Genomic DNA, 25,681 nt, shown 5'->3' with positions numbered 1-25,681 from the left:
CCGTCGCCCCGCAGAACACCGGCGCGCCCTCCGCGACCCCCCGGGGTCGCGGAGGGCGCGCCACCTCACGGTCCACGCCGCACCCGATTCCCATGACCCGACGGGGGCCCGGTTCACACCGGATTCCCGTTCCACGGCACTGACAAAGGGCTCCCCATGGAGTACTCGTTCCTCAACGACCTGCCCAAGGTCGTGTGGATGCTCATCGGTATCGCGGGCTTCCTCGCCGTCATCGGCCTGATGCTCGTGGTCATCGACATCCCGCGTACACGACGCGACCGCTGGCAGGCCGCCCTCTTCCTCGCGCCCGCGCTGATCCTGCTGGTCGGCGGAGTCGTCTACCCGGTGCTGCGCACCACGATGCTGTCCTTCTTCGACCGCTCGGGCACCGAGTTCGTCGGACTGACCAACTACCTGTGGATGTTCCAGCGCCCGGAGATCCTCCTGGTTCTGCGCAACACCCTGTTGTGGGTGGTGTTCGCCCCGGCGCTGGCCACCGCCGTCGGACTGCTCTACGCGATCCTCATCGACCGGTCGCGCTTCGAGTCGATCGCCAAGTCCCTGGTGTTCATGCCGATGGCGATCTCGTTGGTCGGCGCGAGCATCATCTGGCGGTTCGTGTTCGCCTACCGGCCCGCCGACCAGGAGCAGTACGGGCTGTTCAACCAGATCGTCGTCTGGCTGGGCGGTGAACCACAGCTGTGGTTGCTCAACCAGCCGCTCAACACCTTCCTGCTCATCCTGGTCCTGATCTGGGTCCAGGCCGGTTTCGCGATGGTCGTCATGTCCGCCGCGATCAAGGCCATCCCCTCCGAGATCATCGAGGCCGCGCGGATCGACGGCGCGGGGGCCTGGCAGCTCTTCGCACGGATCACCCTGCCGTCCGTGTGGCCGACACTGCTGGTCGTCCTCATCACCATCACGGTGCAGACCCTGAAGGTGTTCGACATCGTCCGCACGATGACCGGCGGCAACTACGGCACCAGCGTCATCGCCAACGAGATGTACAGCCAGGCCTTCCAGCAGGGCCAGGTCGGTCAGGGCTCGGCCCTGGCCGTGTTCCTCTTCGTGCTGGTGATCCCGCTGGTCATCGTGCAGATCCGACGTACGCGCAAGGCGAGGGAGCTCGCATGACCCCGACGACGACACCCACCGCGCAGGCCCCCGCGCGCACGCGGGAGCCGGACGGCGGCGCGGCCGCCCGGGTCCGGCGGCGGTTGAGCGGCTCGCCCGCCGGGATCGCGGCGATCGTCATCGCCGTGCTGTGGACCGTGCCGACGGCGGGCCTGCTGGTCTCCTCGTTCCGCCCGGCCGAACAGATCCGGACCACCGGCTGGTGGACGTTCTTCGCCTCGCCCGAGGTCACCCTGGACAACTACCGGGACGTGCTCTTCGGGTCGAGCAGCGACGGGCAGTTGGCCACCCACTTCGTGAACTCGTTCGTCATCACGCTGCCCTCCACGGTGTTCGTACTCGTCATCGCGGCCCTGGCGGCGTACGCGCTGTCGTGGATCGACTTCCGCGGCCGGGACTGGATCTTCCTGGGGATCTTCGCCCTCCAGATCGTCCCGCTGCAGATGTCGCTCGTGCCGCTGCTGAGCTTCTTCTCCCAGGGCGTGTCCCTCGGCGAGGTCCAGATCCTTCCCGCCTGGGAGCTGAACGGCGCGATGGCCTTCACCAACGTGTGGGTGGCGCACACGATCTTCGGGCTGCCGCTCGGCATCTTCCTGCTGCACAACTTCATCTCGCAGCTGCCGAGCACGCTGTTCGAGGCCGCGCGCGTGGACGGTGCCGGGCACGGCACGATCTTCCTGAGGATCGTGCTCCCGCTCATCACCCCCGCACTGGTCTCCCTGGGCATCTTCCAGTTCCTGTGGGTGTGGAACGACCTGCTGGTCGCCCTGATCTTCACCGGGGGCGACAACGCGACGGCACCCCTGACGGTGCGCCTGGCCGAACTCGCGGGCACGCGCGGCGAGGCCTGGCACCGCCTGACCGCGGGAGCCTTCGTCTCCATGGTCGTGCCGCTGATGGTGTTCTTCCTGCTGCAGCGCTACTTCGTGCGCGGCCTGCTGGCGGGCAGCGTCAAGGGCTGACGGCCCCCTGGAGGCCGTCAGCCGCCGCGTAGAGCGGTGCGGGCGGCCTCCAGGGCCGTGGTGCGGTAGGCGGCACCGAACAGGCACACGTGCACCAGCAGCGGGTGCATCTGGTGCAGGGCCACACGCGACCGCCACCCCGCGGCCAGCGGCGCCACCTCGTTGTAGGCGTCGCGGACGCGGTCGAGGTAGGGGAGCCCGAACAGCGCCAGCATGGCGAGGTCGGCCTCCCGGTGGCCGCCGTGCGCGGCGGGGTCGACCAGGACCGCGCTCCGCGACCCCCACAGCACGTTGCCGCTCCACAGGTCGCCGTGGATGCGGGCCGGCGGCTCGGGCGCGCCGGACAGGTCCTCGACACCGTCGACCACCCGCTCGATGATCCGGGCGTCGGTCGGCGTCAGGCCGCCGCTGTCCAACGCCAGGCGCAGGTAGGGGCGCAGGCGCTGCTCGGCGTAGAAGCGCGGCCAGTCCCGTGCGGGGGTGTTGTCCAGGGGCAGCGGGCCGATGAAGCCCGGCCAGGGAGCTCCGAAGGCGTCCGCTCCGGCCAGGTGCGTCCGGGCGAGGCGGCGGCCCAGCCGTTCGGCGGCCTGCGGGGTGGGTTCGCACTCGTGCACCCACGGCAGGACCACGATGCGCTCGTCCCAGGCCAGGGGTGCCAGCACCGGGGAGTCCGGGGCCTCGCCCAGCCACTCCAGACCCCGGGCCTCGGCGGTGAACACCCCGCTGGGCTCGGCCTCGCGCGGCAGCGCCTTGACGAACAGGCGGGTGCCGTCGGCCAGTTCGGCGTAGGCGATGTCCCAGTCGTGGCTCCCCCCGGCCCGCGCGGCGCGCCGGACCTCACGCCCCAGCAAGGCGGTGAGGCGTTCGGCCATGGTGCCGGTGACCGGGTCCCGGCGGCGCTCTCCCGCACCGTCGCCTCCGTCGTCCCCGCCGCCGACGGGTCGCATCGCCGGGTCCCCGTTCACCCGCGCAGCCGTGCGACGAGTTCGCCGGTCAGCCCCTTGGCGGCGGACTCCAGCATGTTCAGCACGGCCGTGAAGCCGTCGTCACCGCCGTAGTACGGGTCGGGCACCTCGGGGTTGGCGCCGCTGGCGGGCGCGAAGGAGAGGAAGAGGCGCAGACGGGAGATCTCGAAGCCGAACTCCTCGCCCCGCTCGTCGACCACCCGCCGCACGACGTCGAAGTTGTCCAGGTCCATGACCAGGACCAGGTCGCGGTCGGCCAGGTCGGTCGGTTCGAACTGGCGCGCGGTGTGCTCGGTGAGGTAGCCGTGGACGCGCAGCGTCGAGGCCGCACGGGGGTCCATGCCCCCGCCCACGTGCCAGTCACCGGTCCCGGAACTGTCCACCTCCACCAGATCGCCCACGCCCGCCCGTTCGAGATCGGCGGTGAGGACCTTCGCTGCCATCGGCGAACGGCAGATGTTTCCCAGGCACACGACGCTGACGCGGTAGGGACCTGTGGGATCACGCGGTTCCGGCAAGCTCATACCTCTTACCGTAACGAAAAACCGCGCCCGCCACCTGCTTCGAAGCCGCGAGTTCGCGCCCTGCCCGTCCCGCGGCCCGCCACGACCCAGAGGGTTCAGGGGTGCAGGGGGCACGCAGAGCCCTCACCCCGCGGGGTCGGAACGTGAGGAACGAGCGGAGGCCCAAAGCAAGCACGGCGAAGGGGCGCGCCGGGGCCCGCAGGAGGAGACGTTGCCGCCAGCGAGCTTGCGAGCCAGGCGAGTCGACGACGAAGGACCCGGCATCAAGCGCCCCGAGCACTAGCCCTTGGGCAGCCGTACCACCGTCACGAAGAAGTCGTCGATCTGCCGCACGACCCTGATGAACTGGTCGAAGTCGACCGGTTTGGGCACGTAGGCGTTGGCGTGCAGCCGGTAGCTGCGCAGTACGTCCTCTTCGGCCTCGGAGGTCGTCAGGACGACGATGGGGATGTGTGCCAGGTCGTCGTCGGCCTTGACCTCCTCCAGCACCTCACGGCCGTCCTTGCGGGGCAGGTTGAGGTCCAGCAGGATCAGGTGGGGGCGGGGGGCGTCGGCGAACTCGTCCTCGCGGCGCAGGAAACGGAGGGCCTCGACGCCGTCGGACACCACGTGCAGCCGGTTGCCCAGCTTGTGTTCCTCGAACGCCTCCTTGGTCATCAGGACGTCGCCAGGATCGTCCTCGACCAGCAGCACCTCGATGGGATGCACCAACATGACCTCGCTCAAACGTCCAGACCCCTGTCAGGGCCCCACCCGTGACCGGGGGGAACCGTACCGCCGCCGTACGCGGTCCGGGCGGAGGGCGTCCCACCGGACTCCTCGTCCGGCGCGTCGCCGTCTCCTCCCGGTACGTGCGTACCAGCGGACCGTTGTTCGGCCGTGGAGGCCGACTCCGCGGGGGCGGATCCGGCCTGCTCGGTACCCTCGACTCCACTGTCGGAGTTAACGCCGTCCTCGGGCTCGGCGGTTCCCTTGGCCGCTTCCCCCTCGGGACCGTCTTCCGACTCGGTGTCGGCGGGCAGAGCCCAGCATATGCGGGTTCCGGTCGGTCCGGAGCGCGTCGCGACCGTGGTTCCGGTCTGTTCGTCCCGCTCCGGTCCGGTGTCCAGCCAGATCCGTCCGCCGTGGAACTCGATGATCTTCTTGCACATCGCCAGGCCGATGCCGGTCCCGGTGTACTTCTCCCGCGTATGCAACCGCTGGAAGATCACGAAGATGCGCTCCGCGTACTGCGGTTCGATCCCGATCCCGTTGTCCGCGCAGCAGAACACCCACTCGTCGCCCTGGCGCTCCACGCTGATGTGGACCCTCGGGTCCTCCTCCCCGCGGAACTTCACGGCGTTGCCGACCAGGTTGAAGAACACCTGGGTGAGCAGGGTCCGGTCGCCCTGGATCGTGGGCAGGGGGTCGCCGGTCACCTCCGCCCCCGCCTCCTCCAGGCGGGTGGACAGGCTGCTCAGGGCGTCGCCGAGGGCGACGTCCAGGTCCACAGGCGCGAAGTTCTTGGTGCGCCCGACCCGGGAGAAGGCGAGCAGGTCGTTGATGAGCGTCTGCATGCGCTTGGCGCCCTCGACCGCGAAGTCGATGTAGGCGTCGGCGCGCTCGTCGAGCTGCCCCTGGTAGCGCCGCTGGAGCAGCTGGCAGAAGCTCGCCACCTTGCGCAGCGGCTCCTGGAGGTCGTGCGAGGCGACGTAGGCGAACTGCTCCAGCTCCAGATTGGACCGGCGCAGTTCCTCGGTCTGGTGTTCCAGCAGCGAGGACTGCTCCTGGAGCTTGCGCCGCGCGGAGGCGACCTCGTCGAGGTCGTGCACGATCCGTTCGCGCATGGAGTCGACGTCCTGGCCCAGGCGGACGATCTCGGGCGGCCCGTGCAGGGAGATGCGGTGGGCGTAGTAGCCCTCCGACACCTGGCGCATGTGCCCGGCGAGCTCCTCCAGGGGGCGCAGCACCCACTGTTGGAGCATCACCCACAGGAACACCGACAGGAACACCACGACCAGGCCCACCAGCACCAGGAGCGCGACGACCTGCTGGGTGGCCATGGTCAGGCCGCTGCGGGCGTCGTCGATCTCCGACTGCAGCTGCGCCGCGGCGCTGTCGCTGACCCGGTTCAGCTCCAGGAACAGCACCCGGCCGCGCTGGAGCTCCTCCTGGGTGGGTGTCTCGCCGGCGTTCACCTTCTCCAGTGCCGGCTCGGCGAAGTCCTCGGTCCACACGGTCCCGGCGGTGAGCAGCTCGTCGATGCTGTCGGCCACCTCGGGGTTGGACTCGGCGAGCGCGGTGAGCTCGGCGCGGCTCTCGGTGAGCTGCAGCCGGGCCTCGACGAAGGGCTGCAGGAAGTCGCGGTCCTCGGTGAGGATGTAGCCGCGCAGGGCGTGGTCCTGGCTGAGGTAGGCCGACCGGGTCTGTTCCACGGCGGAGACCGCCGGCGTGAGCGACTCGACCTGGAGTTCCAGGGAGTCGCGGGCGTTGAGCGCGGCGAGGGTGATGACCGAGACCGCCACCACGAGGACGACCGCGACCACGGTCAGCAGGCTGGTGACGCGGCGGCGCAGGGTCCACGACTCGTGCCCGGCACGGACGCGCCGCTGGAGGGATCCGCCGTTGACGAAGGCGTCGCCCCCGGGGGGCGCCCCGGCGGCCCGGGCGGTGCCGGTGCCGGGCACACCGGTGTCCGGGGACGGCCGCCCGGACTCTCCGCTGTCGGGCTCCATGGTCGTCCCCTCCCCCGTATGTCTCACTCCGGATCCCCGTGCGTGATGAGCAGCATGGCGACGTCGTCCTGCAGCGGTCCGCCGTTGCTGCGCTCGGCCTCGTCCACGAGGTGCTCGGGCAGCCTCGACAGGGACACGCCCTGGTCCAGGATGCCCGAGACCATGCGGCGCAGCCCGGCGACCTCCAACCGTGCGGGCGGTCCGCCGTCGTAGGCGTCGACGAGGCCGTCGGTGTAGAAGAGCATGCTGGCGCCCCGGGGGAGGACGACCTCGTCGGTGTCGGACTGCTCGACCGGGAAGACGCCCAGCGGGGGCTGCGGGGTGGCCGGGACCTCCTCGACGACGCCGTCCTGCACGATCATGGGCGGGGGGTGGCCCAGGACCCGGGTGCGGACGCGGTCGGTGCCGGTGTCCAGGCTGGCCATGCACAGCGTCGCGTACATCTCCTCCTGGGCGCGTTCACTGACGAGGATGTCCTCGAGGTTGGGCAGGACCTCGTCCTCGGCGACGCCGGCCATGATGAACGCGCGCCAGGCGATACGCAGGCTCACGCCCAGGGCGGCCTCGTCGGGCCCGTGCCCGCTGACGTCGCCGATGATGACGTGCGTGGTGCCGTTCTTCTCGACGGCGTCGTAGAAGTCGCCACCGACCACGGCGCGCTCCCGGCCGGGACGGTAGTAGGCGCGGTGGCTCAGCGGAGAGCGCTGGAGGAGGACCTGGGGCAGCAGCCCGCGCTCCAGGCGCATGTTCTCGCGGGCGTGGATCCGTGCCTCGTGGAGCTGGCGGGCGTTCTCGTCGGCGCGCCGCCGCTCCAGGGAGTAGCGGATGCTGCGGCCCAGCAGGGAGCCGTCGACCTGGCCCTTGACGAGGTAGTCCTGGGCTCCGGCGGAGACGGCGGCGATCCCCTCGTGCTCGTCGTCCAGGCCGGTGAAGACCACGACGGCGGCCAGGGGAGCGCTTTCCAGCACCTCGCGCAACAGGTCCAGGCCGTGGGCGTCGGGCAGGTTGAGGTCGAGCAGGACGCAGCCGCGGAATCCCTTGAGATGGTCCCGGGCCGCTTGGAGTGTGGGAACCCAGGTGATACGCGTGGCGAGGACGGTGTCGGCGAGCAGTTCCTCTGCGAGGAAGGCGTCACCGGGGTCGTCTTCGACCAGCAGGACGTCAACCGATTCGACGGGAGCCTCCACTCGATCGTCCGGCGCGGTGTGGTCACCCAGGGTCGTCGACCGGTGTCCGGCGTGCCCGCTGACGGGGACGGCGGCCGCCGTCTCCCCACTGATCACCGACACGGGCTCGTGCCCCGTTCGCCTGTTATCCACTCATCGCCTTTGGTCTGCCGTCCGTCAGGTGCGTTTGCCCCGCCGCGGAGCCCAGGTGGACTCCTGGGGCCTTCCCGGCGGTTCGGACCGCACGACATGCAAACGATAATCGCCCGGAAGACCTGTTGACCAGCGGGCGTAACGAGACACATCCAACGATGGCGGACGGAACCGCTACCCCTTCGCGCGCGGGAGAGCGCCCGTCCGGTCCCAACGGCCACGGCACGGTGGTCATTCCACGAACCAGACAGATCGGGCATTTGCGCATGCAGGAGCATGTGCAGCATGTGACGCGAGGCACGGGCGCGTCGCAACCGGCGGCTCGCGCCGACCGGAACCCGTCACCACTCGTAGTCGAGCGAAGACCGCGTTCCACTTTTTTCTGACATGATGTCGTAAAAGCCTTGACAGCAATGACTCTCTAAATGACATCATGTCAGAAAATGTCACGAATGGAAGGCGGACAGCGCAGATGAGCGCGACGGCCGAGGCCTCCCTCTCCCTTTCCCCCGAGCTGTTCTCCGAGCGCCTCAAGGCCGCCACCTGGGGCGACCACGAGACCGCCGAGCACCACGGCTTCACCCGGGCCCTCCTGGACGGCACCCTCTCCCTCGACGGGTACACCGCCATGGTCGCCCAGCACTACTTCGCCTACGCCGCCCTGGAGGACCTGGGCTCCCGCCTGGCCGACCACCCGGTGGCCGGCCGGTTCGTCTACCCCGAACTGCTGCGCGTGCCCGCGCTGGTCCGCGACCTGGAGCACCTGCTGGGCCCCACCTGGCGCGACCGGATCTCCCCCAGCCTCGCCACCCGTACCTACGTGGCGCGCATCGAGCAGATGGCCGACCACCCCGAGGGGTTCGTCGCCCACCACTACACGCGCTACATGGGCGACGTCTCCGGCGGCCAGTTCATCCGCCGCGTCGTCGCCGAGGCCCATGGGCTCAGCGACGACCACGGGGTCTCCTTCTACGTCTTCGACCGACTCGGCAGCCTGCCGAAGTTCCGTGCCGGGTACCGCGCCCGCCTCGACGCCCTGGAGCTGGACGAGTCCACCGCCCAGCGGCTCATCGACGAGACCCGGCTGGCCTACCAGCTCAACACCGAGGTACTCGCCGACCTCGGACGCGCCTACTGCTGACTCGGCACCGTCCGGCCGGGCACCCGGAACGCGAAGCGGTGGACGCTCTGCCGGACGGGCCCGAGCCGGACACCCGGGTTCCGGCCCCCTGGCGCCCCGCGGAGGGACGGTCCGTGCGGGCCGCCAGGGGTGTCGGTCGTGACACCATAGGAGCATGCCCAAGATCACGGCCCCCACCATCGCCGCGCACCGCGCCCAGACGCGGGAGCGCATCATGGAGGCTGTCGACGAGCTGATCAGGTCGCAGGGGATCGACCGTGTCTCCATGACCGACGTGGCCAACGCCGCGGGCATCACACGCACCGCGCTGTACAACTACTTCCCCGACAAGCCGGCACTGCTCCTGGCCTTCACCGAACAGGTCAACACGGCCTTCGTCGAGCGGTACCGGCGGGAGCTCCCCTCGGGGGTGTCGGCGGCTCGGCGGCTCTCGGCCTTCCTCCGCCTCCAGCTGGAGGGCATCGTCGCGCATCCCCACCCACCGGCGGCCGAACTCGGCGCCAGCCTCGGGCCGGACGCCTACCAGGCGCTCGCCGCCCACGTGGCGCCGATGCAGAGACTGCTCACCGAGATCCTGGAGGACGGCACCGCCGCCGGGGAGTTCGACCCGCTGCCGGCCGAGGCCACCGCCGGGCTCACACTGTCGATGGTGGGCTCCCAGCGCATCCCGCTCGTCAACGGCGACGTCGACCTCGACGGCACCCACGCCCTGGTGACGAGATTCGTGCTGCGGGCGCTCGGCGTGGCGACCGAAACCGTCGACACGGTCCTTCCCCCCTCCACCACGTACGGTGGCGCATCATAAGCTCTGCGCGATAAGGGCGCGTCCGTAACGGGCGCCCTTACGTACGCGAAGCGAGACCGACTCGATACAGCGCGGCGATGTCGGCGAGAATCGGGCAGCCCCTTCCGCCCCCTCGAACCGTGAGGTCCTCCCCGACGTGTCCCTCGTGCTGATCGTCGTCGGCGCCGCACTGGTGTCGACCGCCCTGTTCAACAAGGTGCCCCGGTACGTCCCGGGCCGACTCCCCGCCCCACGCGGCCCGGGGGTCGCGACCGCGCGGCGCACGGCCGTGCCTCCCCGCCTTCACTGGGCCTCCGCGCGGCTGACCGAACAGGGCCGGGCCCTGCTCACCACGGTCGGGGGCAGCGCACTGATCGTGGCGTTCTTCCTCACCCTGTCGGGCCTCTGAGCCCTCGGGCACGCAGGCGGCGGCCCACCCGAGGGGCGCTACGCGCCGAGCCGGGCCACCGCCCTCAACGGAGGCCTACGGCCCATCCCACCCGCCACCCGCCAACGCCCAGAGGGGCGCTTCGCGCCGGGCCGGGCTACCGCCCTCAACGGAGGCCTACGGCCCAGTTTTTGCCGAGCCTCGCGAGGAGGCCGCCCGCGACCGTGGCGGCGATGCCGCCCGTCACCGCGGCGGCGGTCGCCACACGCTCGCGCAGGCGCGTGTCCCGCTGGGCGGCCAGCTCCGCGATCGCCCGGTCGGTGGTGCCGAACGAGCCACCGCACAGCAAGGGGTCGAGTTCCAGCGCGCGCCAGCGGGCACGCCACGCGCGCAGCGGTTCGAGCCCGCCGGGCGGCGGCGCCGTGCGCGGCTTCCAGCGTGTGGGCCCGGCCGCCGGATCGGAGGGGATCGGTAGCAGCCGCGGCGCGGGCCCGGCGTAGCGCAGCTCGCCCGGGGCGTTGGCGATCATCTCCACGAGCAGCTTCGCGCAGGCCCGCGCGTCGCCCAGCGCGGTGTGCTGGCCGGTCGGCCAGTCCCCGCTCAGCTGGTAGGACGCCTTCGGCAGCGAGTAGCGGTCCAGGCTGAGCTGCGAACGCAGCGCCCGAAGCGTGCACAGTCCGGACTGACCCGCGGGCAGCCCGGCCGGCACCAGTTCCGCGGCCAGGAAGCGCTGCTCGAAGTCCAGGTTGTGGCTGACCACGACGGCTCCGGACAGCAGTCGCGCCAGGCGCGGCGCCAACTGCGCCACCGTCGGCGCACCCACCGTGTCGCTGTCCCCGATGCCGTGGAACTCCTGTCCCCGGACCTCGGCACGCGGATCGACGAGCGTGCTGAACTCCTCGACCACCTTCCCGTCGCCGCGCACCCGCACGACGGCGACCTCGACGATCCGGGCCCCCGTGCGCGGTTCCAGGCCCGTGGTCTCGGTGTCGAGCACCGCGTACTCCAGGTCCGCCGCCCGCATGCCGACCCGGCGTCGGGTCAGCGCGCCCATCCGCAGCGTTCCCATCGTGTGTCCTACTTCCCGTCTCATCCGTCCCACCAGCGCATCCAGCGCCTGCCGGGCGTCCGCATCGACCCTACTCCCCGTTCCCGACACGGCTCCCGCCCGGAAGAACAGGTCGTTATGTAACGTTCTTACGCGTGTCCGCCCCTCAACGGACACCCCCGCACAGAACGACCTCAACGGCGAGGAGAGCCCGCATGACCCAGACCGCCCTTCCCGAGTACGTCCCCCTGGCGGAGGTCATCCGGTCGGGGATGCGCGAGAGCGTCCACTACGGGGCGGTCGTCGGCCTGTCCGCGTCCGGCCGCATCACCCACGCGCGCGGCCCCGTCCACCAGCCGATGTTCCCGCGCTCGGCGGCCAAGCCCTTCCAGGCGCTGGCCATGCTCCGCGCCGGCGCTCCCCTGGAGGGCCCGTCCCTGGCGATCGCCGCGGGCAGCCACGGCGGCGAGGACATCCACGCCGCCCAGGCCGAGCGCATCCTCGCCGCCGCCGGGCTCACCCCCGACGCCCTGCGGTGCCCGGCCGACGTCCCCGGCGGCAAGGACGCGAGGCTGGCCTTCCTCCGTGCGGGGCGCGAGCCCGAGCGCCTGCTGATGAACTGCTCCGGCAAGCACGCCGGCATGCTGGCGGCCTGTGCGCACCGCGGCTGGAGCACCGAGGACTACCTCGATCCCGCCCACCCCCTCCAGGTGCTCGTCCGCGAGACGATCGAGGACGTGTGCGAGGAACCGGTCGCGCACACCGCCGTGGACGGCTGCGGAGCACCCCAGCTGGCCGTCTCCCTGGCCGGGCTGGCGCGCGGGCTGTGGCGGATGCGCACGGCGCCCCCCGGCGGCCACGAGCGCGCCGTCGTCGACGCCATGAGCTCGCACCCCGAGTACGTGTCGGGTACCGACCGGACCGACACCGAACTGATGACCCGGATGCCGGGCCTGGTCTCCAAGATCGGCGCGGACGGCGTCCTGCTGCTCGGCGCCGCCACCGGCGAGACCGTCGCGGTCAAGATCAGCGATGGCGACGCCCAGGAGCGGGCGCGTACGCTGGTCGCGCTCGACGCTTTGCGGACCCTCGGAGTGGACGTGTCCCCCGTCCAGGACCGGCTGCGCGTCGACGTCCTCGGCGGTGGCGCCCCCGTGGGCGAGGTCCGGCCGGTCTAGGGAGCCCACGGGGAACGACCCGAGATCCGGGTCCGGGCCCATCCCCGAATCCACGAGCGAAGGGAGTGCACGGTGCCGTCCACCCTGAAGGACGTCGTGATCGCCGGTGCCGGCATGGCCGGTCTGCACGCGGCCGAGGCGCTGCGCCGGAAGGGGTTCGAGGGGCGGGTGACGCTCGTCGGAGCGGAACCGCACGCGCCCTACTCACGACCGCCGCTGTCCAAAGAGGTCCTCACCGGGATCGGCATGGAGCCCTCCGGCGGCGATCCCGGCTGGCTGGTGGGCCACCGCTCGCTCCGCCTGCTCGACGACGCGGAGGTGGCCGGCCTGGAGCTGGACTTCCGGCCGGGCACGCGGGCCGTGGGCCTGGACCCCGCCGCCCGCGAGGTGGCCGTCACCGGGCCCGACGGCCGTACGGCGCCCCTGCGCTACGACGGGCTGATCATCGCGACCGGCGCCCGTGCGCGGCGCCCCGACACCGGCCTCGCGGGCGTGCACGTGCTGCGCACGCTCGACGACGCCGAGGCGGTACGAGCGGAGTTCGACTCCTCGGGCCACGTGGTGGTGGTCGGAGCCGGGTTCGTCGGCGCGGAGGTGGCCGCGAGCGCCCGCGCGGTGGGCATGGACGTCACGCTGATCGAAGCCGCGCCGACCCCGCTGACGCGGGCGATCGACCCCCGGATCGGCGGTGTGTTCACCGAACTGCACCGGGAGAACGGCGTGGACGTGCGCCTGGGCGTCGGCGTGGCCGGTTTCGAGGGCGGCGACCGGGTGGAGCGGGTCCGGTTGGCCGACGGCACCGCGATCGAGGCGTCGCTGGTGGTGGCGGGCCTGGGCGTGCGGCTGAACACCGAGTGGTTGCGCGGGTCCGGGGTCGAACTGCTGGGCGACGGCGCCGTGCGCTGCGATGAGCACTCGGAGACCTCCGTGCCCGGCGTGTACGCGGTCGGCGACCTCGCGAACTGGCCGCACCCGCGCTTCGGCGGGCGGATCCGGCTGGAGCACTGGACCAACGCGAGCGAGCAGGGCACGGCGGCCGCGCACAACCTGCTCGCCGGGCAGGGGCGCGTGCCCTTCACCCCGGTGCCCTACTTCTGGTCGGACCAATACAAGAAGAAGATCCAGCTGCTGGGACAGGGTGCCCCGGCCGATGAGGTCGCCTTCGTGCACGGTGCACCGGAGGACCGAAAGTTCGTGGCCTTCCTGGGTCGCGGCGGCATGCTCACGGGCGTGCTGGGGCTGCGGTCCACGCCCCGCACCATGCGCTACCGGGGGCTGTTGGAGAAGCCCACGACATGGGACGAGGCGCTGGAAGCGGCGGGCGTCAGTCCCGCACGGTGATGGCGCGCTTGGGGCAGAGCCGCTCCGCCTCGCGTACCCGCTCGTGCAGCTCGGCCGGGGGTTCCTCGGTCAGCAGGTAGAGGAAGTCGTCGTCACGGACCTCGAAGACCTCGGGCGCGACCCCCATGCACAGGGCGTTGCTCTCGCACTCGTCGAAGTCGACCTTGACTCGCATGGTTCTCCACTCCTCGCGCGGACTCTGTCGGCCGTTCGACCCTAGCGCGCCAGGGCCCGCGACGAACGGCACCGGCGTTCTGTGAACCGATTGCGGCCGGTTCCGGTCTTAACTGCAGTAGACGACGGCGGGCGGCCGCCGTCCGAGGAGAGGACCACGTGACCGCTACTGACGACAGCACAGGACGGCAGGACCCCGGACAGGGGTACGCCAGACCCCACGACGGGACGGGATACGACGCCTACGGGCGCCCGATCCACCCTGGGTGGGCCGGGCCACCCGCGCCCTACGACCGGCCCCGGCCACCGAGAGTGCCCCTCCCCCACGCCCCCGTGTGGCTCCCGATGGCGGTGGTGGGCGTCGGCGTGGTGGCGGCGTTCCTGGCGACGCTGAACCGTCCCGGGCTCGGCCTGGTGATCACCGGTATGGTCGCGGGCCTGACCGCCCTGGCCGCCCTCATGGTGCGCCCGGCCATCCCGGAGAGCGGTGTCGCGCCGGAGGCCTTCGAGGACGGGGTCCCTGGCGTCGGTGATCCGGGCGGGGTGCCCGCTGCCGAGGCGCCGGAGGAACCGGGCGAGACGGTCGGCTCGGCAGGGCCGGATGAGCCGGGTGAGCCGGATGAGCCGGGTGAGCCGGGTGAGCCGGATGAGCCCGAAGAACGGGGCGGGACTCCCGGCACGTCCGAGACCGACGACGCCTCCCCGGAGGACGAGGGCGCCACCGAGGACGACGCACCGGCCGACGACACCCGCCCCGAGGACCACGGAGCCGCCGCGGGCCCCGAGGCCTCAGGACCGTCGTGGAGCGGCCCGCAGCCCGCGCCGCAGTACGCCGCGTCCACCCCACAGGGCCCCGGCCACCCCGACCGCAGCCACCCGGGCCTCGCCGCACCCGCCTGGCACGGCTACGGCGGGCCGGCCCACCCGCAGCACCCCGGGTGGACGGGCCCGGCGCACACCGGCTACGCCCACCCCGGCTACGCGCGCCCTGAGCACGCCCACCCGGTCAACGCCGACCGGTTCCACCCCGACCACGCCCAGTGGGCCTCCACCGGTCCTGGACACCGGCCCCCGTACGATCCGACGCCCGCCGCGCCCGCGCGGCCCGACCGGTACGCCTACACCTGGTCGGCGCTCTTCGGCGTCCTGGCGACCGTCCTGCTGGCCACCGCGGCCCTGCGGGACGCGGGCTGGGTCCTCGTGTGGACGCTCACGGGCGCCTTCCTCCTCGCCTCGATGGCGTTCGCCACCCGCAACCCCGCCGCACGGCAGAGCGCCGTCGGCGTGGCGACCGGCGCCTTCGCACTGCTCCGCAACCTGCCCGCCACTCCGCGGTTCCTGCTCAGCCCCATGAAGACGAAGCGCACCTCCGGGCTCGCCCTGCCGATCGTCCTCACCTCGATGGTCACCGTCGGCCTCCTGCTGGTCTTCGGGCTGCTGTTCGCCCTGGCCGACCCCGTGTTCGCCGCCTATCTCGGGCAGATGTTCACCTCCGTCGGAACGGGCTCGGGCCTCCTGCGCCTGGTCGGCATGCTCGTGACCATCCTCCTCACCGGCGCGGCCGTCCTGACCGCCCGCCGTCACCACCGCCGTCCGCGGCCCCGCCCGGCCGCACCCGCCCCCGACCCGCTCTGGCCGGTGTGGGTCTGGACCGTCCCCCTCACCGCCCTGATCGCCCTGTTCGTCGCCTTCGTCGGTGTACAGGCCGCGGTGATGTTCGGCGGGGACGACTACGTTCAGCGGGTCTCCGGAGTCATCTACGCCGAGTACGCGCGACAGGGCTTCTTCCAGCTCGTGGTGGTGAGCGTGCTGGTCCTGGGCGTCATCGCGGTCGCGGTCCGGCTGCTGCCCTCGCGGATCGCCTCGACGCGGACCCTGCGCAACGCCCTGCTGGGGCTGCTGTGCGTACTCACCCTGGTCATCCTCGCCTCCGCGATGATGCGGCTGCAGCTCTACATCGACACCTTCGGCCTGACCCGCCTGCGTGTCAGCGCCGAGGCGTGGATCCTGTGGAGCGCGGGCGTGTTCGGCCTGGTCATCGTCGCCGGGATCTGCAACACCCTGGGGCGCTCGGCCGCCTGGCTGCCCCGGGTGACCGTCGCCTTCGGCGCTGTGGCACTGGCCGTGTTCGCCTACGCCAATCCCGACCTGCGCATCGCGGAGAGCCACCACGACCTCGACCTGGCCGCCGTGGACACCTGGTACCTGAGCGACCTGTCCGCCGACGCGGTCCCCGGACTGATGGGACTGCCCGAGCACGAACGCGACTGCGCCCTGGTGGGGCTGCGCGACCGGTTGGAGGACCCCGACGGCCGCGGAGTGGCCGCCTGGAACCTCTCCCGGGTCCAGGGGCGGCAACAGCTCGCCGAACTGGGCCTGTTCAACGACGTCAGCGGCCTCGACTGCGGTGTCCGCGACTACGTCGAGTGGTGACACCGCCGCAACACCGCCCGGGGGCGCGCCGCGGCGCGCCCCCGGGTGCGGTCACTTCGCGAAGCGGTCGGTGGCCTCGACGAGCCGGTCGAGGATGCCGGGCTCGCTGAACGCGTGGCCCGCGTCGTCGATGATGTGGTACTCCGCCTCCGGCCACGCCTTGTGCAGGTCATAGGAGGTACGCACCGGCGTGCACGTGTCGTAGCGGCCCTGCACGATCACCCCGGGGATGTGCCGGATCTTCTCGGCCCCGTCGATGAGCTGGTTCGGGGTGAGGAAGCCCTTGTTCGTGAAGTAGTGGTTCTCGATCCGCGCGAACGCCAGCGCGTAGTCCTCGTCCGCGTGGTGGGCGCGCAGCTCCGGGTTGGGCAGCAGCGTCACCGTCGAGCCCTCCCACACGCTCCACGCGCGGGCCGCGGCCAGGCGGACCGCACGGTCGGGGTCGTTCAGGCGCCGCGCGTAGGCGGCGATGAGGTCGCCGCGCTCCTCCTCGGGGATGGGCTCCAGGTAGGACTCCCACAGGTCCGGGAAGAGCATCGAGGCGCCCTCCTGGTAGAACCAGCGCAGCTCCTCGTCGCGCAGGGTGAAGATCCCGCGCACGATCAGTTCGCTGACCCGGTCCGGGTGCGTCTGGGCGTAGGCCAGGGCCAGGCAGCTGCCCCAGGATCCGCCGAAGACCTGCCAGGTCGAGGCGCCGATCATCTCCCGGAGCCGCTCCATGTCCTCCACCAGCGACCACGTGGTGTTCGTGGACAGGTCGGAGTCCATCTCACTGGCGTGCGGCGTCGAGCGGCCGCAGTTGCGCTGGTCGAACAGCAGGACGCGGTACTTCTCCGGGTCGAACAGCCGGCGGTGGTCGGGGGTGCAGCCGCCGCCGGGACCGCCGTGCAGGAACACCGCGGGCTTGCCCGCGGGGTTGCCGCACAGCTCCCAGTACACGCGGTGTCCGTCGCCGACGTCGAGCATGCCCGAGTCGTAGGGGTCGATGGGCGGATACAGGGTGCGCACAGCCGTGCCTTTCGTGTCGCGTCGGCCCCGGGTGTCTCCAGGGGCCTCGTCCCGGGGTGACCGGAGCGGACGGGGCCGCCGGCCCCCGGTCGGGACCGGCGGAAGCGGTTCGGGAGCCGATCCGGGTCAGAGGCGGTCCAGGAGTTCGGCCTTCTTGGCGCTGAACTCCTCGTCGGTGAGCAGGCCCTCGGCGTGCAGGCGTCCCAGCTCGCGGATCTTGGCGAAGACGGACTCCTCCTCCGCGCTGACGCCGGGGGCCGCGGACAGCGCCGGGGCGGTCTCCTCCGCGGCCGCGTCGGCGGGCGCGGTGTAGGCGTTCAGGGTCGCCGCCATCAGCAGCGTCTCCTCACTGCCCTTCGTGCCGTGGGAGGCCAGGGTGAAGAAGTCGTTCTCCAGCTCCGTCGCCTCGGGGATCGTCACGCCGCGCAGCACGATGCGCAGGTACCCCTCCGTGACGTCCACCGGCGGGTACCAGGTGGCCGACTCGATCTCCGACAGCCGGTACTCACGCGACTTCTCCCGCTCCTTGGCGGTGCTGGAGAGCCAACCGTCCCACTGCAGCCGCACACGCGTGCCGTCGAAGGAGGCCGAGCCCTCGGCCGTGCGCACCTGCACGGGCGGCCGGGCGACCAGCCCCCGGGCGACCTCGACCGAGTCCGGGGGGCGGTCCGCCAGCTCGCGGGCGTACCGGGACGCCGAGGCGAGTTGGTCGGAGAAGTACTCGGCGAGGAGTTCCCTGTCGTGCGGGCCGGTCAGCACCAGCGGTGTCGGCGCCTCGCTGCCGGGGCCGCCCAACTGCGCATAGGGGTCGGTACCGTCGGCCAGCCGCACCCGCAGGCGCCAACCGCGCTTTCGGTCGCCCTGGTCGAACTCGACGTCGGTGACGGCCGCCAGCGGAACCGCGCAGCTGCCCAGTGACTTGAACAGCGTCGGCACCTTGCGGCCGGAATCGAAACGGATGCGCACCGTCTCGTCGTCGAGCCGCCAGGTCCCGTGGTGTCCGCGCAGTTCCTCCATAGCGTCCAATCCTAGAGCCGCGCGGCCCTCGGGGGTGGAAGCGTCGGAGCCGCCCCGCGCGGGTAGGACTCGCAGAGCACACCCCACCCGCCCCACCAGGGCGGACCCGTGGACGGTGCGGTCGCCGTGCCGTCCCGAAGCGGAGGTCGCCAGCGATGTCGAAAGAGAAGGCCGCCGCGGGTGCGGCGGAGTTCCGGGCCGCGCGGGATCTGCTCCTGGAGCACCGCACGGACCAGGAGAAGGCGCACCGAGAGTTCACCTGGCCCCGGTCGGAGCATTTCAACTGGGCCCTGGACCACTTCGACGCCGTCGCGCGGACACGCCCGGACCGGACCGCCCTCTGGGTCGTCACCGAGGACGGCACGGACACCAAGTACACCTACCGCCACCTGTCCGAGCGCTCCAACCAGGTGGCGAACTGGCTGATCGGGCAGGGCGTGCACCCCGGCGACCGGATCATGCTGATGCTGGGCAACCAGGTGGAGCTGTGGGAGACCATGCTGGCCGCCATCAAGCTCGGCGCCGTGGTCGCCCCCACCGCGCCGATCCTGTCCGAGGGCGACCTGGTGGACCGCCTGGAACGCGGCGACGTCCAGCACGTGGTCTGCGGCGTCGAGGAGACCGGGAAGTTCGCCGACCTGCGCGGCCACTGGACGCGCATCTGCGCCGGGTACATGGAAGGCTGGCTCAACTACGCCGACTCCGAACACGCCGGACTGGACTTCGCCCAGCCCCACGCCACCACGCCGGACGACCCCCTGCTGCTGTACTTCACGTCGGGGACCACCGCCCGCCCCAAGATGGTCACCCACACCCAGAGCTCCTATCCCGTCGGCCACCTGTCGACCATGTACTGGCTCGGTGTGCGCCCAGGCGACATCCACCTGAACGTGTCCCAGCCCGGATGGGCCAAGCACGCCTACAGCAGCGTGTTCGCCCCCTGGAACGCCGAGGCGACGGTGCTGGCTCTGGACCAGGCCCGCTTCGACCCCGAACGGCTGCTCGACGAGGTGGTGCGCCGGGGCGTCGACACCCTGTGCGCGCCGCCCACGGTGTGGCGGATGCTCCTGCAGACCGACCTGGCGTCGTGGCGGGTGGGGCTGCGCGAGGCCCTGGCCGCGGGCGAGCCGCTCAACGCCGAGGTCGTGGACCGGGTCCGCGAGGCCTGGGGCATCACCGTCCGCGACGGCTTCGGGCAGACCGAGACCACCATGCTCGTCGGCAACGGTCCCGGGCGGCCCGTGGTGCCTGGCTCCGTGGGCCGTCCACTGCCCGGCTACGACATCGTCATCGTGGATCCGGTCACCGGGGAGCCCGCCGACACCGGGCAGATCGGCGTGGACATGACCGACGAACCCGTCGGCGTGATGCGGGGCTACGCCGACTCCGACGACGCCGGCGGAAGGGTCCGCCGACACCTGTACCTCACCGGTGACATCGCCGGCCGGGATTCCACCGGGAACATGCGCTATATCGGCCGCACCGATGACGTCTTCAAAGCCTCCGATTACCGCATCTCACCATTCGAACTCGAAAGCGTCCTCGTCGAACACGAATATGTCGCCGAGGCAGCGGTGGTCCCCTCGCCGGACCCGCTGCGACTGTCGGTCGCCAAGGCCTACGTCGCCCTCGCCGACGGGGTGGCGCCCGACGCCGCCACCGCGCGCGCGATCCTCTCCCACGCCCGCGAACGCCTCTCGCCCTACAAGCGCGTCAGACGCCTGGAGTTCGCGGACCTGCCCAAGACGGTCTCGGGTAAGATCCGCCGTGTGCAACTGCGCCGGGCCGAGGCCGAACGGGGCGCGGTCACCGATGGAGCGCGCCACCCGCGCGAGTACTGGGAGGAGGACCTCCCCGGGCTGACGGACTGATCCCGGCGGCCCGCACCCGCTCCGGAATGACCACGGAAATGCGTCTCGCATTATGAGACTATGCGCCGGGATAATCCCGGTGTGGTGTTTCCCATCGTGTGGACCCGTGCCGATTCTTCTGCGGCACTATGTCGCCCCGCCCGGCCGCGCTACTGTTTTTCGTGGCCACTGCTGGCCAGACCGGACGGATCTAGGGGAAGACCATGCCCAGCACCAACGACACCAGGGTGGCCAGTTACCAGCCGCTCATCGCCCCCGAGGACCTGCTGGCCGAGCTACCTCTGGGTCCCGAACGCAGCGCTCTGGTGGAGGACTCCCGCGCCGAGGTGACGCGGGTCCTCAACGGCGAGGACGACCGCCTGCTCGTCGTCGTCGGCCCCTGCTCCGTGCACGACACCGAGTCGGCCATGGACTACGCCGAGCGGCTCAAGGCCCTCGTGCCGTCCCTGAACGACGACCTGTGCGTGGTCATGCGCGTGTACTTCGAGAAGCCGCGCACCACGGTGGGGTGGAAGGGCCTGATCAACGACCCCGGCCTGGACGACACCTACGACGTGCACCGCGGCCTGCGCACCGCCCGCAAGCTGCTGCTCGACATCAACTCCCTGGGCCTGCCCGCCGGGACCGAGTTCCTCGACCCCATCACCCCGCAGTACATCGCCGACGTCGTCTCCTGGGGCGCGATCGGCGCGCGCACCACGGAGAGCCAGGTGCACCGCCAGCTCAGCAGCGGCCTGAGCACCCCGGTCGGCTTCAAGAACGGCACCGACGGCGACGTACAGGTCGCCGTGGACGCGGTCGGCGCGGCCGCCGCGTCCCACACGTTCTTCGGCGTGGACCCGCACGGCGCCGGCTCGGTGGTCGTCACCGACGGCAACCCCGACTGCCACGTGATCCTGCGCGGCGGCCGCAGCGGCCCCAACTACGAGGCCGGTCCGGTCGGGGACGCCCTCGACGTCATCGAGAACTCGGGGCTGCCGCGCCGCCTGATGATCGACGCCAGCCACGCCAACAGCGGCAAGGACCACACCCGCCAGCCGGGTGTGGCCGCGGCCATCGCGGCCCAGGTCGCCGAGGGCCAGAAGGGCATCATCGGCGTGATGCTGGAGAGCTTCATCGTCGAGGGCGCCCAGAAGCTCGGCGACCCGTCCGCGCTCACCTACGGCCAGTCCATCACCGACAAGTGCATGGGCTGGGAGACCACCGAGCACGTGCTGTCCGAGCTGGCCGAGGCCGTGCGCCGACGCCGCAAGACCACCGCCTGACCGGCACCGCACCGCGAACCGCCGGAGCGGCCGGGTACCCCTCGGGGGCCCGGCCGCTCCGTGTGCCGGGGTCCGCCGCCGCGCCGCGTCCGAGCACGATGTCGCCCGGGGCGCCGCCCGGTTCAGGCAGCTTCGGGCGGCAGGACCTCCAGCTCCGCCAGCAGGTCGCGGGCGAGGGGCTCGCGCAGTTCGGCGTCGGCGTCCTCCTCGATCTCCACCCGCAGCGCGAAGGTGTGCAGGTCGGAGCCGCTCTGGACCCAGCCGACCCACCAGCCGGGCGCGGGGTCGGCGTCGGCGCCCCACCCGCTCTTGGCGTACAGGCGGTAGTCCCGCGTCTCCTCCACCAGGGCGATCTCGTGCAACGCCTCCTGGTGGGCGGTGTCCACCGGCAGTTCCTTGCGGGCCAGCAGGGACAGGAACTCGGTCTGCTCCTGCGCCGAGATCTCCAGCGGGCCCTCCAGCCAGAACCGGTCGACAGCGTCGGCGCCGCCGATCTCGCGGTTGCCGTAGTCCAGGCGGTCCACCCACGCCGCCATCGGCTCGTGCCCGACGCGCCGGGCCAGCTCCTGGTAGACGGGGACGTTCGAGACGGGGAAGGCGTCGCGCAGACCCATGTCCCGCTCCCACTCCTCCACCGGCTGCGGCTCGCCCCCGTAGGGCAGCACCTCGTCCACGTCGGCCACGGCACCGGTCTGCAGCCCGATCAGCGTGTTGGGGATCTTGAACGTCGACGCCGGGACCTGGCGCACGGCCGCCTGCTCGACGTCGACCACGGTGGACACCCGCGAGTCCGCGTCGTAGAGCACGAAGGTGCCCTCCAGCCCCGCGTCGGCGAACCGGGATTCCAGGTCGTCCCGCTCGACGGTGGTCACGTCCCCCCGCACACTGCCCGAGTACTGCTCCGGCCGCGGCTCCGGCTCCTGCTCCCCGGCGCACGCGGACACGGCGGCGACCGTCAGCGCCAGAGCACAGCCCGCGGTCACCACGAGTCGGCTCCGACGACCCACCGGTCGGCCCGCACGGTCGATGTCGGTACCCACGCCAGTCCCTCCGTGTCTTCGCGTAGGGCCCCCGCCGGGCCCTGTACCGCCCACACGCTAGTCCCTCCGATCACGCCGTGGGGCGGCCTCCCGCGATCGTGTCCTCGCACACGCGTCGGGCAGCCTTGGGGGCCGACTGTGCCCGCTGCTAGGCTGAACGTGTTGCTGACCCCGTACGGGAGAGCGTCCGCGTAGCCAACACGGACCGCCGAAGGAGCAATCCCTCCCCACAGACAACCTCTCAGGCACACGGACCGTACGGGCGAGACCACTCTGGAAAGCAGGGACCGACGTCCCTCGCCGAAGGTGCAAGCCACGCCGGGCGCGCGGTGAAGCTCTCAGGCACCGATGACAGAGGGGGAGGATGGCAACGCCACGCACGTCACGACGCCCATCCTCTCGGGAGTGCCCATGTCAGAGCCCGCCTCAGTTCCGCGTGCCACCGCACTGCGCGAGATCCACGAGAAGGCCGGGGCCACCCTGGTCGACTTCGCCGGGTGGCTCATGCCGCTGCGCTACGGCAGCGAGACCGCCGAGCACAAGGCGGTCCGCGAGGCCGCCGGCCTCTTCGACCTCTCCCACATGGGCGAGATCCGCCTGAGCGGACCCCAGGCCGCCGCAGCCCTCGACTACGCGCTGGTCGGCCACCTGTCCAAGGTCAAGGTCGGCCGCGCCCGCTACACCATGATCACCGACGCCGACGGCGGCGTCCTGGACGACCTCATCGTCTACCGGCTCGGCGAGCAGGAGTACCTGGTCGTCGCCAACGCCGCCAACGCGCCCGTCGTGTCCGCCGCGCTCGCCGAGCGGGCCGAGGGCTTCGACGTCCAGGTGAGCGACGAGTCCGCCGACCACGCCCTCATCGCGATCCAGGGGCCGCGCGCCGTCGAGATCCTCGCGCCGCTCACCGACGCCGACCTCGACTCCATCCGCTACTACGCCGGCTACGAGCACACCGTCGCCGGACAGCCCGTCCTGCTCGCCCGCACCGGCTACACCGGCGAGGACGGCTTCGAGATCTTCGTCCGCCCCGCCGCCGACGCTCCCCGGGTCTGGGAGGCGCTCATGGCGGCCGGCGCCGACCACGGGCTCGTGCCCGCCGGGCTCTCGGCCCGCGACACCCTCCGCATGGAGGCCGGCATGCCGCTGTACGGCCAGGAGCTCACCGCCGAACTCACCCCCTTCGACGCCGGTCTGGGCCGCGTGGTGAAGTTCGACAAGGACGGTGACTTCGTCGGCCGCGCCGCGCTGGAGAAGGCCTCGCGCACCGCGCGCGCACGGCGCCTCATCGGCCTGGTCGCCCAGGGCCGGCGCCCGCTGCGCAGGGGCCAGGAGGTCCAGCGCGACGGCGTCACCGTCGGCACCATCACCAGCGGCGCGCCCTCCCCGACCCTGGGCCGCCCCATCGCCATGGCCTACGTGGACGGCGACCTCGACACCGCGACCGGCACGTTCACCGTGGACGTGCGGGGCCGGGGCGAGGCCGTCGACGTGGTCGAGCTGCCGTTCTACCAGCGGCAGCCGTAGGACTGGGGCCTTCACACCCCGAAGGCCTGCCCGCCCCGCCCGGTGGGATCCCCGCACAGGGACCTGCACGGACGAGGCGGCACCAGGCGTAGGCCGGGCCGGGCCGCCCGAGGGCGCGCGGCAGGAAATGGAACACCTCCAAGGAGAGTTGAAGTGAGCGTTCCCACGGAGCTGGGTTACACCGCCAAACACGAGTGGGTCGTGGTGAAGGACGGGATCGCCACGGTCGGGATCACCGCGTTCGCCGCCGAGTCCCTCGGCGACATCGTCTACGTCGAGCTGCCCGAGTCGGGCACCGAGGTGACCGCGGGCCAGGCGTGCGGCGAAGTCGAGTCCACCAAGTCCGTCAGCGACGTCTACTCGCCGGTCTCCGGCGAGGTGATCGAGGTCAACGGCGCACTGGAGGACGCGCCGGAGACCATCAACACCGCCCCCTTCGAGGACGGGTGGCTCTTCCGGGCCCGGCTCTCCGAGGAGCCCTCGGGACTGCTCTCCGCCGAGGAGTACACCAAGCTGACCGAAGGCGAGGAGTAGGCCGAGATGGCTAACGACAACACGCTCGACCAGGCACTGAGCGAACTGGACCCCGAGGTGTCGGCCGCGGTGGACGCCGAACTGGCACGCCAGCGCGACACCCTGGAAATGATCGCCTCGGAGAACTTCGCCCCCCAGGCCGTTCTCGAAGCACAGGGCACCGTCCTGACCAACAAGTACGCCGAGGGCTACCCCGGCCGCCGCTACTACGGCGGCTGCGAACACGTCGACGTCGTCGAACAGCTGGCCATCGACCGCGCCAAGGCGCTGTTCGGAGCCGAGCACGCCAACGTCCAGCCGCACTCGGGCGCCCAGGCCAACACCGCCGTGTACTTCGCGCTGCTCAAGCCCGGCGACACGATCCTGGGCCTGGACCTGGCCCACGGCGGCCACCTCACCCACGGCATGCGCATCAACTACTCCGGCAAGATCCTCAACGCCGTGGCCTACCACGTACGCGAGCACGACGGCACCGTCGACTACGACGAGGTCGCCGCCCTGGCCAAGGAGCACCAGCCCAAGATGATCGTCGCGGGCTGGTCCGCCTACCCGCGCCGGCTCGACTTCGAGCGCTTCCGCCAGATCGCCGACGAGACCGGCGCCCTGCTCATGGTCGACATGGCCCACTTCGCGGGCCTGGTCGCGGCCGGGCTGCACCCCAACCCGGTGCCGTTCGCCGACGTGGTCACCACCACCACGCACAAGACCCTGGGCGGCCCGCGCGGCGGCATGATCCTGTCCACGGCCGCCCTGGGCAAGAAGATCAACTCCGCCGTCTTCCCCGGCATGCAGGGCGGCCCCCTGGAGCACGTCATCGCCGCCAAGGCGGTCGCGTTCAAGATCGCCGCGAGCGAGGCCTTCGCCGAGCGCCAGCGCCGCACCGTGGCCGGCGCCAAGCTCCTGGCCGAGCGCCTGACCCGCCCGGACATGACCGAGGCCGGTGTGAAGGTGCTCACGGGCGGCACGGACGTGCACCTGGTCCTGGTGGACCTGGTGGACTCCCCGCTCAACGGCCAGGAGGCCGAGGACCGCCTGCACTCGGTCGGGATCACGGTCAACCGCAACGCGGTGCCCAACGACCCGCGCCCGCCGATGGTGACCTCGGGGCTGCGCATCGGCACCCCGGCCCTGGCCACCCGCGGCTTCGGCGAGGAGGACTTCACCGAGGTCTCCGACATCATCGCCGAGGCCCTCAAGCCGGACTTCGACGCCCAGGCGCTGAGCGCCCGCGTGCGGGCCCTGGCCGCGAAGCACCCGCTCTACCCCAACCTGTAGAGCCCTGCCGTGCGGGGCCCCGTGCCCCGCACGGCAGTT

General features: G+C 71.6%; 23 protein-coding genes and 1 riboswitch. Of the genes, 13 read left to right on the top strand and 10 right to left on the bottom strand.

Annotated features, from left to right (window positions below; translation table 11 throughout):
• The first annotated feature begins 156 nt into the window (after positions 1 to 156).
• On the top strand, positions 157 to 1,134 hold the full coding sequence (locus M1P99_RS18150; protein WP_304453790.1) for a carbohydrate ABC transporter permease: 978 nt from the start codon (positions 157 to 159) through the stop codon (positions 1,132 to 1,134).
• Positions 1,131 to 2,096 carry a carbohydrate ABC transporter permease gene (locus tag M1P99_RS18145; RefSeq protein WP_304453789.1) on the top strand — a complete coding sequence of 322 codons (966 nt, stop codon included), beginning with the start codon at positions 1,131 to 1,133 and terminating at the stop codon, positions 2,094 to 2,096. Before M1P99_RS18150 ends, M1P99_RS18145 begins: the two co-directional genes overlap by 4 nt.
• A 17-nt stretch (positions 2,097 to 2,113) precedes the next feature.
• Here M1P99_RS18145 and M1P99_RS18140 read toward each other — a convergent pair whose 3' ends face one another.
• The 5 genes from M1P99_RS18140 to M1P99_RS18120 form a co-directional block, all read right to left on the bottom strand.
• Positions 2,114 to 3,043, bottom strand: coding sequence for a fructosamine kinase family protein (locus M1P99_RS18140; protein WP_304453788.1), 930 nt, complete (start codon positions 3,041 to 3,043; stop codon positions 2,114 to 2,116).
• 14 nt (positions 3,044 to 3,057) lie between these two features.
• Positions 3,058 to 3,585, bottom strand: a complete 528-nt coding sequence (locus M1P99_RS18135) for a low molecular weight protein-tyrosine-phosphatase (protein WP_304453787.1) — start codon at positions 3,583 to 3,585, stop codon at positions 3,058 to 3,060.
• 279 nt (positions 3,586 to 3,864) lie between these two features.
• Positions 3,865 to 4,299: a response regulator gene (locus M1P99_RS18130; protein WP_053615061.1), complete on the bottom strand. Its 435-nt coding sequence runs from the start codon at positions 4,297 to 4,299 to the stop codon at positions 3,865 to 3,867.
• A gap of 8 nt (positions 4,300 to 4,307) precedes the next feature.
• A complete protein-coding gene (locus M1P99_RS18125; protein WP_304453786.1) occupies positions 4,308 to 6,299 on the bottom strand; it encodes an ATP-binding protein in 1,992 nt (663 codons plus the stop codon).
• A 23-nt stretch (positions 6,300 to 6,322) separates the two neighbouring features.
• Positions 6,323 to 7,516 carry a PP2C family protein-serine/threonine phosphatase gene (locus M1P99_RS18120; RefSeq protein WP_304455743.1) on the bottom strand — a complete coding sequence of 398 codons (1,194 nt, stop codon included), beginning with the start codon at positions 7,514 to 7,516 and terminating at the stop codon, positions 6,323 to 6,325.
• Between the two features lie 574 nt (positions 7,517 to 8,090).
• Between M1P99_RS18120 and M1P99_RS18115 the strand changes: the two genes are divergently transcribed.
• The 3 genes from M1P99_RS18115 to M1P99_RS18105 all read left to right on the top strand — a co-directional run bounded on the left by M1P99_RS18115 (position 8,091) and on the right by M1P99_RS18105 (position 9,952).
• A complete protein-coding gene (locus M1P99_RS18115; protein WP_304453785.1) occupies positions 8,091 to 8,759 on the top strand; it encodes a heme oxygenase (biliverdin-producing) in 669 nt (222 codons plus the stop codon).
• A gap of 154 nt (positions 8,760 to 8,913) precedes the next feature.
• Complete coding sequence (locus tag M1P99_RS18110) at positions 8,914 to 9,564, top strand: TetR/AcrR family transcriptional regulator (RefSeq protein ID WP_304453784.1); 651 nt, start codon at positions 8,914 to 8,916, stop codon at positions 9,562 to 9,564.
• Between the two features lie 136 nt (positions 9,565 to 9,700).
• Positions 9,701 to 9,952: a hypothetical protein gene (locus M1P99_RS18105; RefSeq protein WP_304453783.1), complete on the top strand. Its 252-nt coding sequence runs from the start codon at positions 9,701 to 9,703 to the stop codon at positions 9,950 to 9,952.
• Between the two features lie 145 nt (positions 9,953 to 10,097).
• Here the strand turns inward: M1P99_RS18105 and M1P99_RS18100 are convergent, their stop codons facing one another.
• Complete coding sequence (locus M1P99_RS18100) at positions 10,098 to 11,000, bottom strand: PolC-type DNA polymerase III (protein WP_304453782.1); 903 nt, start codon at positions 10,998 to 11,000, stop codon at positions 10,098 to 10,100.
• Positions 11,001 to 11,194: 194 nt separating this feature from the next.
• On the opposite strand from M1P99_RS18100, the gene M1P99_RS18095 reads away from it, so the two are divergent.
• Positions 11,195 to 12,157 (top strand): asparaginase, encoded by a 963-nt coding sequence (locus M1P99_RS18095; RefSeq protein ID WP_304453781.1) that lies wholly within the window; start codon positions 11,195 to 11,197, stop codon positions 12,155 to 12,157.
• A 72-nt stretch (positions 12,158 to 12,229) separates the two neighbouring features.
• Positions 12,230 to 13,498 carry an NAD(P)/FAD-dependent oxidoreductase gene (locus M1P99_RS18090; protein ID WP_304453780.1) on the top strand — a complete coding sequence of 423 codons (1,269 nt, stop codon included), beginning with the start codon at positions 12,230 to 12,232 and terminating at the stop codon, positions 13,496 to 13,498.
• On the opposite strand, the gene M1P99_RS18085 is transcribed toward M1P99_RS18090, so the two are convergent.
• The gene (locus M1P99_RS18085; RefSeq protein WP_304453779.1) at positions 13,482 to 13,673 is read right to left on the bottom strand and encodes a ferredoxin; all 192 of its coding nucleotides are present in this window, start codon (positions 13,671 to 13,673) and stop codon (positions 13,482 to 13,484) included. The genes M1P99_RS18090 and M1P99_RS18085 overlap by 17 nt on opposite strands.
• Positions 13,674 to 13,831: 158 nt before the next feature.
• On the opposite strand from M1P99_RS18085, the gene M1P99_RS18080 reads away from it, so the two are divergent.
• A complete protein-coding gene (locus M1P99_RS18080) occupies positions 13,832 to 16,105 on the top strand; it encodes a DUF4153 domain-containing protein (RefSeq protein ID WP_304453778.1) in 2,274 nt (757 codons plus the stop codon).
• 51 nt (positions 16,106 to 16,156) lie between these two features.
• On the opposite strand, the gene pip is transcribed toward M1P99_RS18080, so the two are convergent.
• Both pip and M1P99_RS18070 read right to left on the bottom strand, forming a co-directional pair.
• A complete protein-coding gene (gene pip, locus M1P99_RS18075; RefSeq protein WP_304453777.1) occupies positions 16,157 to 17,113 on the bottom strand; it encodes a prolyl aminopeptidase in 957 nt (318 codons plus the stop codon).
• A gap of 126 nt (positions 17,114 to 17,239) precedes the next feature.
• Positions 17,240 to 18,130, bottom strand: coding sequence for a DUF4429 domain-containing protein (locus M1P99_RS18070; RefSeq protein ID WP_304453776.1), 891 nt, complete (start codon positions 18,128 to 18,130; stop codon positions 17,240 to 17,242).
• A 155-nt stretch (positions 18,131 to 18,285) separates the two neighbouring features.
• On the opposite strand from M1P99_RS18070, the gene M1P99_RS18065 reads away from it, so the two are divergent.
• Together M1P99_RS18065 and M1P99_RS18060 are read left to right on the top strand one after the other, a co-directional pair.
• Positions 18,286 to 20,001, top strand: a complete 1,716-nt coding sequence (locus tag M1P99_RS18065; protein ID WP_304453775.1) for an AMP-binding protein — start codon at positions 18,286 to 18,288, stop codon at positions 19,999 to 20,001.
• A gap of 203 nt (positions 20,002 to 20,204) precedes the next feature.
• On the top strand, positions 20,205 to 21,266 hold the full coding sequence (locus M1P99_RS18060) for a 3-deoxy-7-phosphoheptulonate synthase (RefSeq protein WP_304453774.1): 1,062 nt from the start codon (positions 20,205 to 20,207) through the stop codon (positions 21,264 to 21,266).
• A 122-nt stretch (positions 21,267 to 21,388) separates the two neighbouring features.
• Here the strand turns inward: M1P99_RS18060 and blaOXA are convergent, their stop codons facing one another.
• A complete protein-coding gene (gene blaOXA / locus M1P99_RS18055) occupies positions 21,389 to 22,306 on the bottom strand; it encodes a class D beta-lactamase (RefSeq protein ID WP_304453773.1) in 918 nt (305 codons plus the stop codon).
• Positions 22,307 to 22,472: 166 nt separating this feature from the next.
• A riboswitch (glycine riboswitch) is annotated at positions 22,473 to 22,573 on the top strand.
• Positions 22,574 to 22,717: 144 nt separating this feature from the next.
• Between blaOXA and gcvT the strand changes: the two genes are divergently transcribed.
• From gcvT to glyA, 3 genes are all read left to right on the top strand, one after another.
• A complete protein-coding gene (gene gcvT / locus M1P99_RS18050) occupies positions 22,718 to 23,833 on the top strand; it encodes a glycine cleavage system aminomethyltransferase GcvT (RefSeq protein ID WP_304453772.1) in 1,116 nt (371 codons plus the stop codon).
• A 153-nt stretch (positions 23,834 to 23,986) separates the two neighbouring features.
• The gene (gene gcvH, locus M1P99_RS18045) at positions 23,987 to 24,367 is read left to right on the top strand and encodes a glycine cleavage system protein GcvH (protein ID WP_304453771.1); all 381 of its coding nucleotides are present in this window, start codon (positions 23,987 to 23,989) and stop codon (positions 24,365 to 24,367) included.
• A gap of 6 nt (positions 24,368 to 24,373) precedes the next feature.
• Positions 24,374 to 25,642, top strand: a complete 1,269-nt coding sequence (gene glyA / locus M1P99_RS18040; RefSeq protein WP_304453770.1) for a serine hydroxymethyltransferase — start codon at positions 24,374 to 24,376, stop codon at positions 25,640 to 25,642.
• Positions 25,643 to 25,681 lie beyond the last annotated feature (39 nt).

Origin of the sequence: Nocardiopsis sp. YSL2, from assembly GCF_030555055.1 — a bacterium.
In the GTDB taxonomy this organism is placed as follows: Bacteria; Actinomycetota; Actinomycetes; order Streptosporangiales; family Streptosporangiaceae; genus Nocardiopsis.
This window is presented reverse-complemented; position numbering and strand designations above follow the sequence as displayed.

Excerpts from the sequence above, each read along its gene's own strand:
- M1P99_RS18100 (WP_304453782.1), bottom strand. The coding sequence starts at position 11,000 with ATGGGAACGCTGCGGATGGGCGCGCTGACCCGACGCCGGGTCGGCATG.
- M1P99_RS18085 (WP_304453779.1), bottom strand. The coding sequence starts at position 13,673 with ATGCGAGTCAAGGTCGACTTCGACGAGTGCGAGAGCAACGCCCTGTGC.
- M1P99_RS18130 (WP_053615061.1), bottom strand. The coding sequence starts at position 4,299 with ATGTTGGTGCATCCCATCGAGGTGCTGCTGGTCGAGGACGATCCTGGC.
- M1P99_RS18140 (WP_304453788.1), bottom strand. The coding sequence starts at position 3,043 with ATGCGACCCGTCGGCGGCGGGGACGACGGAGGCGACGGTGCGGGAGAG.
- M1P99_RS18145 (WP_304453789.1), top strand. The coding sequence starts at position 1,131 with ATGACCCCGACGACGACACCCACCGCGCAGGCCCCCGCGCGCACGCGG.
- M1P99_RS18070 (WP_304453776.1), bottom strand. The coding sequence starts at position 18,130 with ATGGAGGAACTGCGCGGACACCACGGGACCTGGCGGCTCGACGACGAG.
- M1P99_RS18115 (WP_304453785.1), top strand. The coding sequence starts at position 8,091 with ATGAGCGCGACGGCCGAGGCCTCCCTCTCCCTTTCCCCCGAGCTGTTC.
- M1P99_RS18060 (WP_304453774.1), top strand. The coding sequence starts at position 20,205 with ATGCCCAGCACCAACGACACCAGGGTGGCCAGTTACCAGCCGCTCATC.
- M1P99_RS18135 (WP_304453787.1), bottom strand. The coding sequence starts at position 3,585 with ATGAGCTTGCCGGAACCGCGTGATCCCACAGGTCCCTACCGCGTCAGC.
- M1P99_RS18065 (WP_304453775.1), top strand. The coding sequence starts at position 18,286 with ATGTCGAAAGAGAAGGCCGCCGCGGGTGCGGCGGAGTTCCGGGCCGCG.
- M1P99_RS18095 (WP_304453781.1), top strand. The coding sequence starts at position 11,195 with ATGACCCAGACCGCCCTTCCCGAGTACGTCCCCCTGGCGGAGGTCATC.
- M1P99_RS18110 (WP_304453784.1), top strand. The coding sequence starts at position 8,914 with ATGCCCAAGATCACGGCCCCCACCATCGCCGCGCACCGCGCCCAGACG.
- glyA (WP_304453770.1), top strand. The coding sequence starts at position 24,374 with ATGGCTAACGACAACACGCTCGACCAGGCACTGAGCGAACTGGACCCC.
- M1P99_RS18150 (WP_304453790.1), top strand. The coding sequence starts at position 157 with ATGGAGTACTCGTTCCTCAACGACCTGCCCAAGGTCGTGTGGATGCTC.
- gcvT (WP_304453772.1), top strand. The coding sequence starts at position 22,718 with ATGTCAGAGCCCGCCTCAGTTCCGCGTGCCACCGCACTGCGCGAGATC.
- M1P99_RS18125 (WP_304453786.1), bottom strand. The coding sequence starts at position 6,299 with ATGGAGCCCGACAGCGGAGAGTCCGGGCGGCCGTCCCCGGACACCGGT.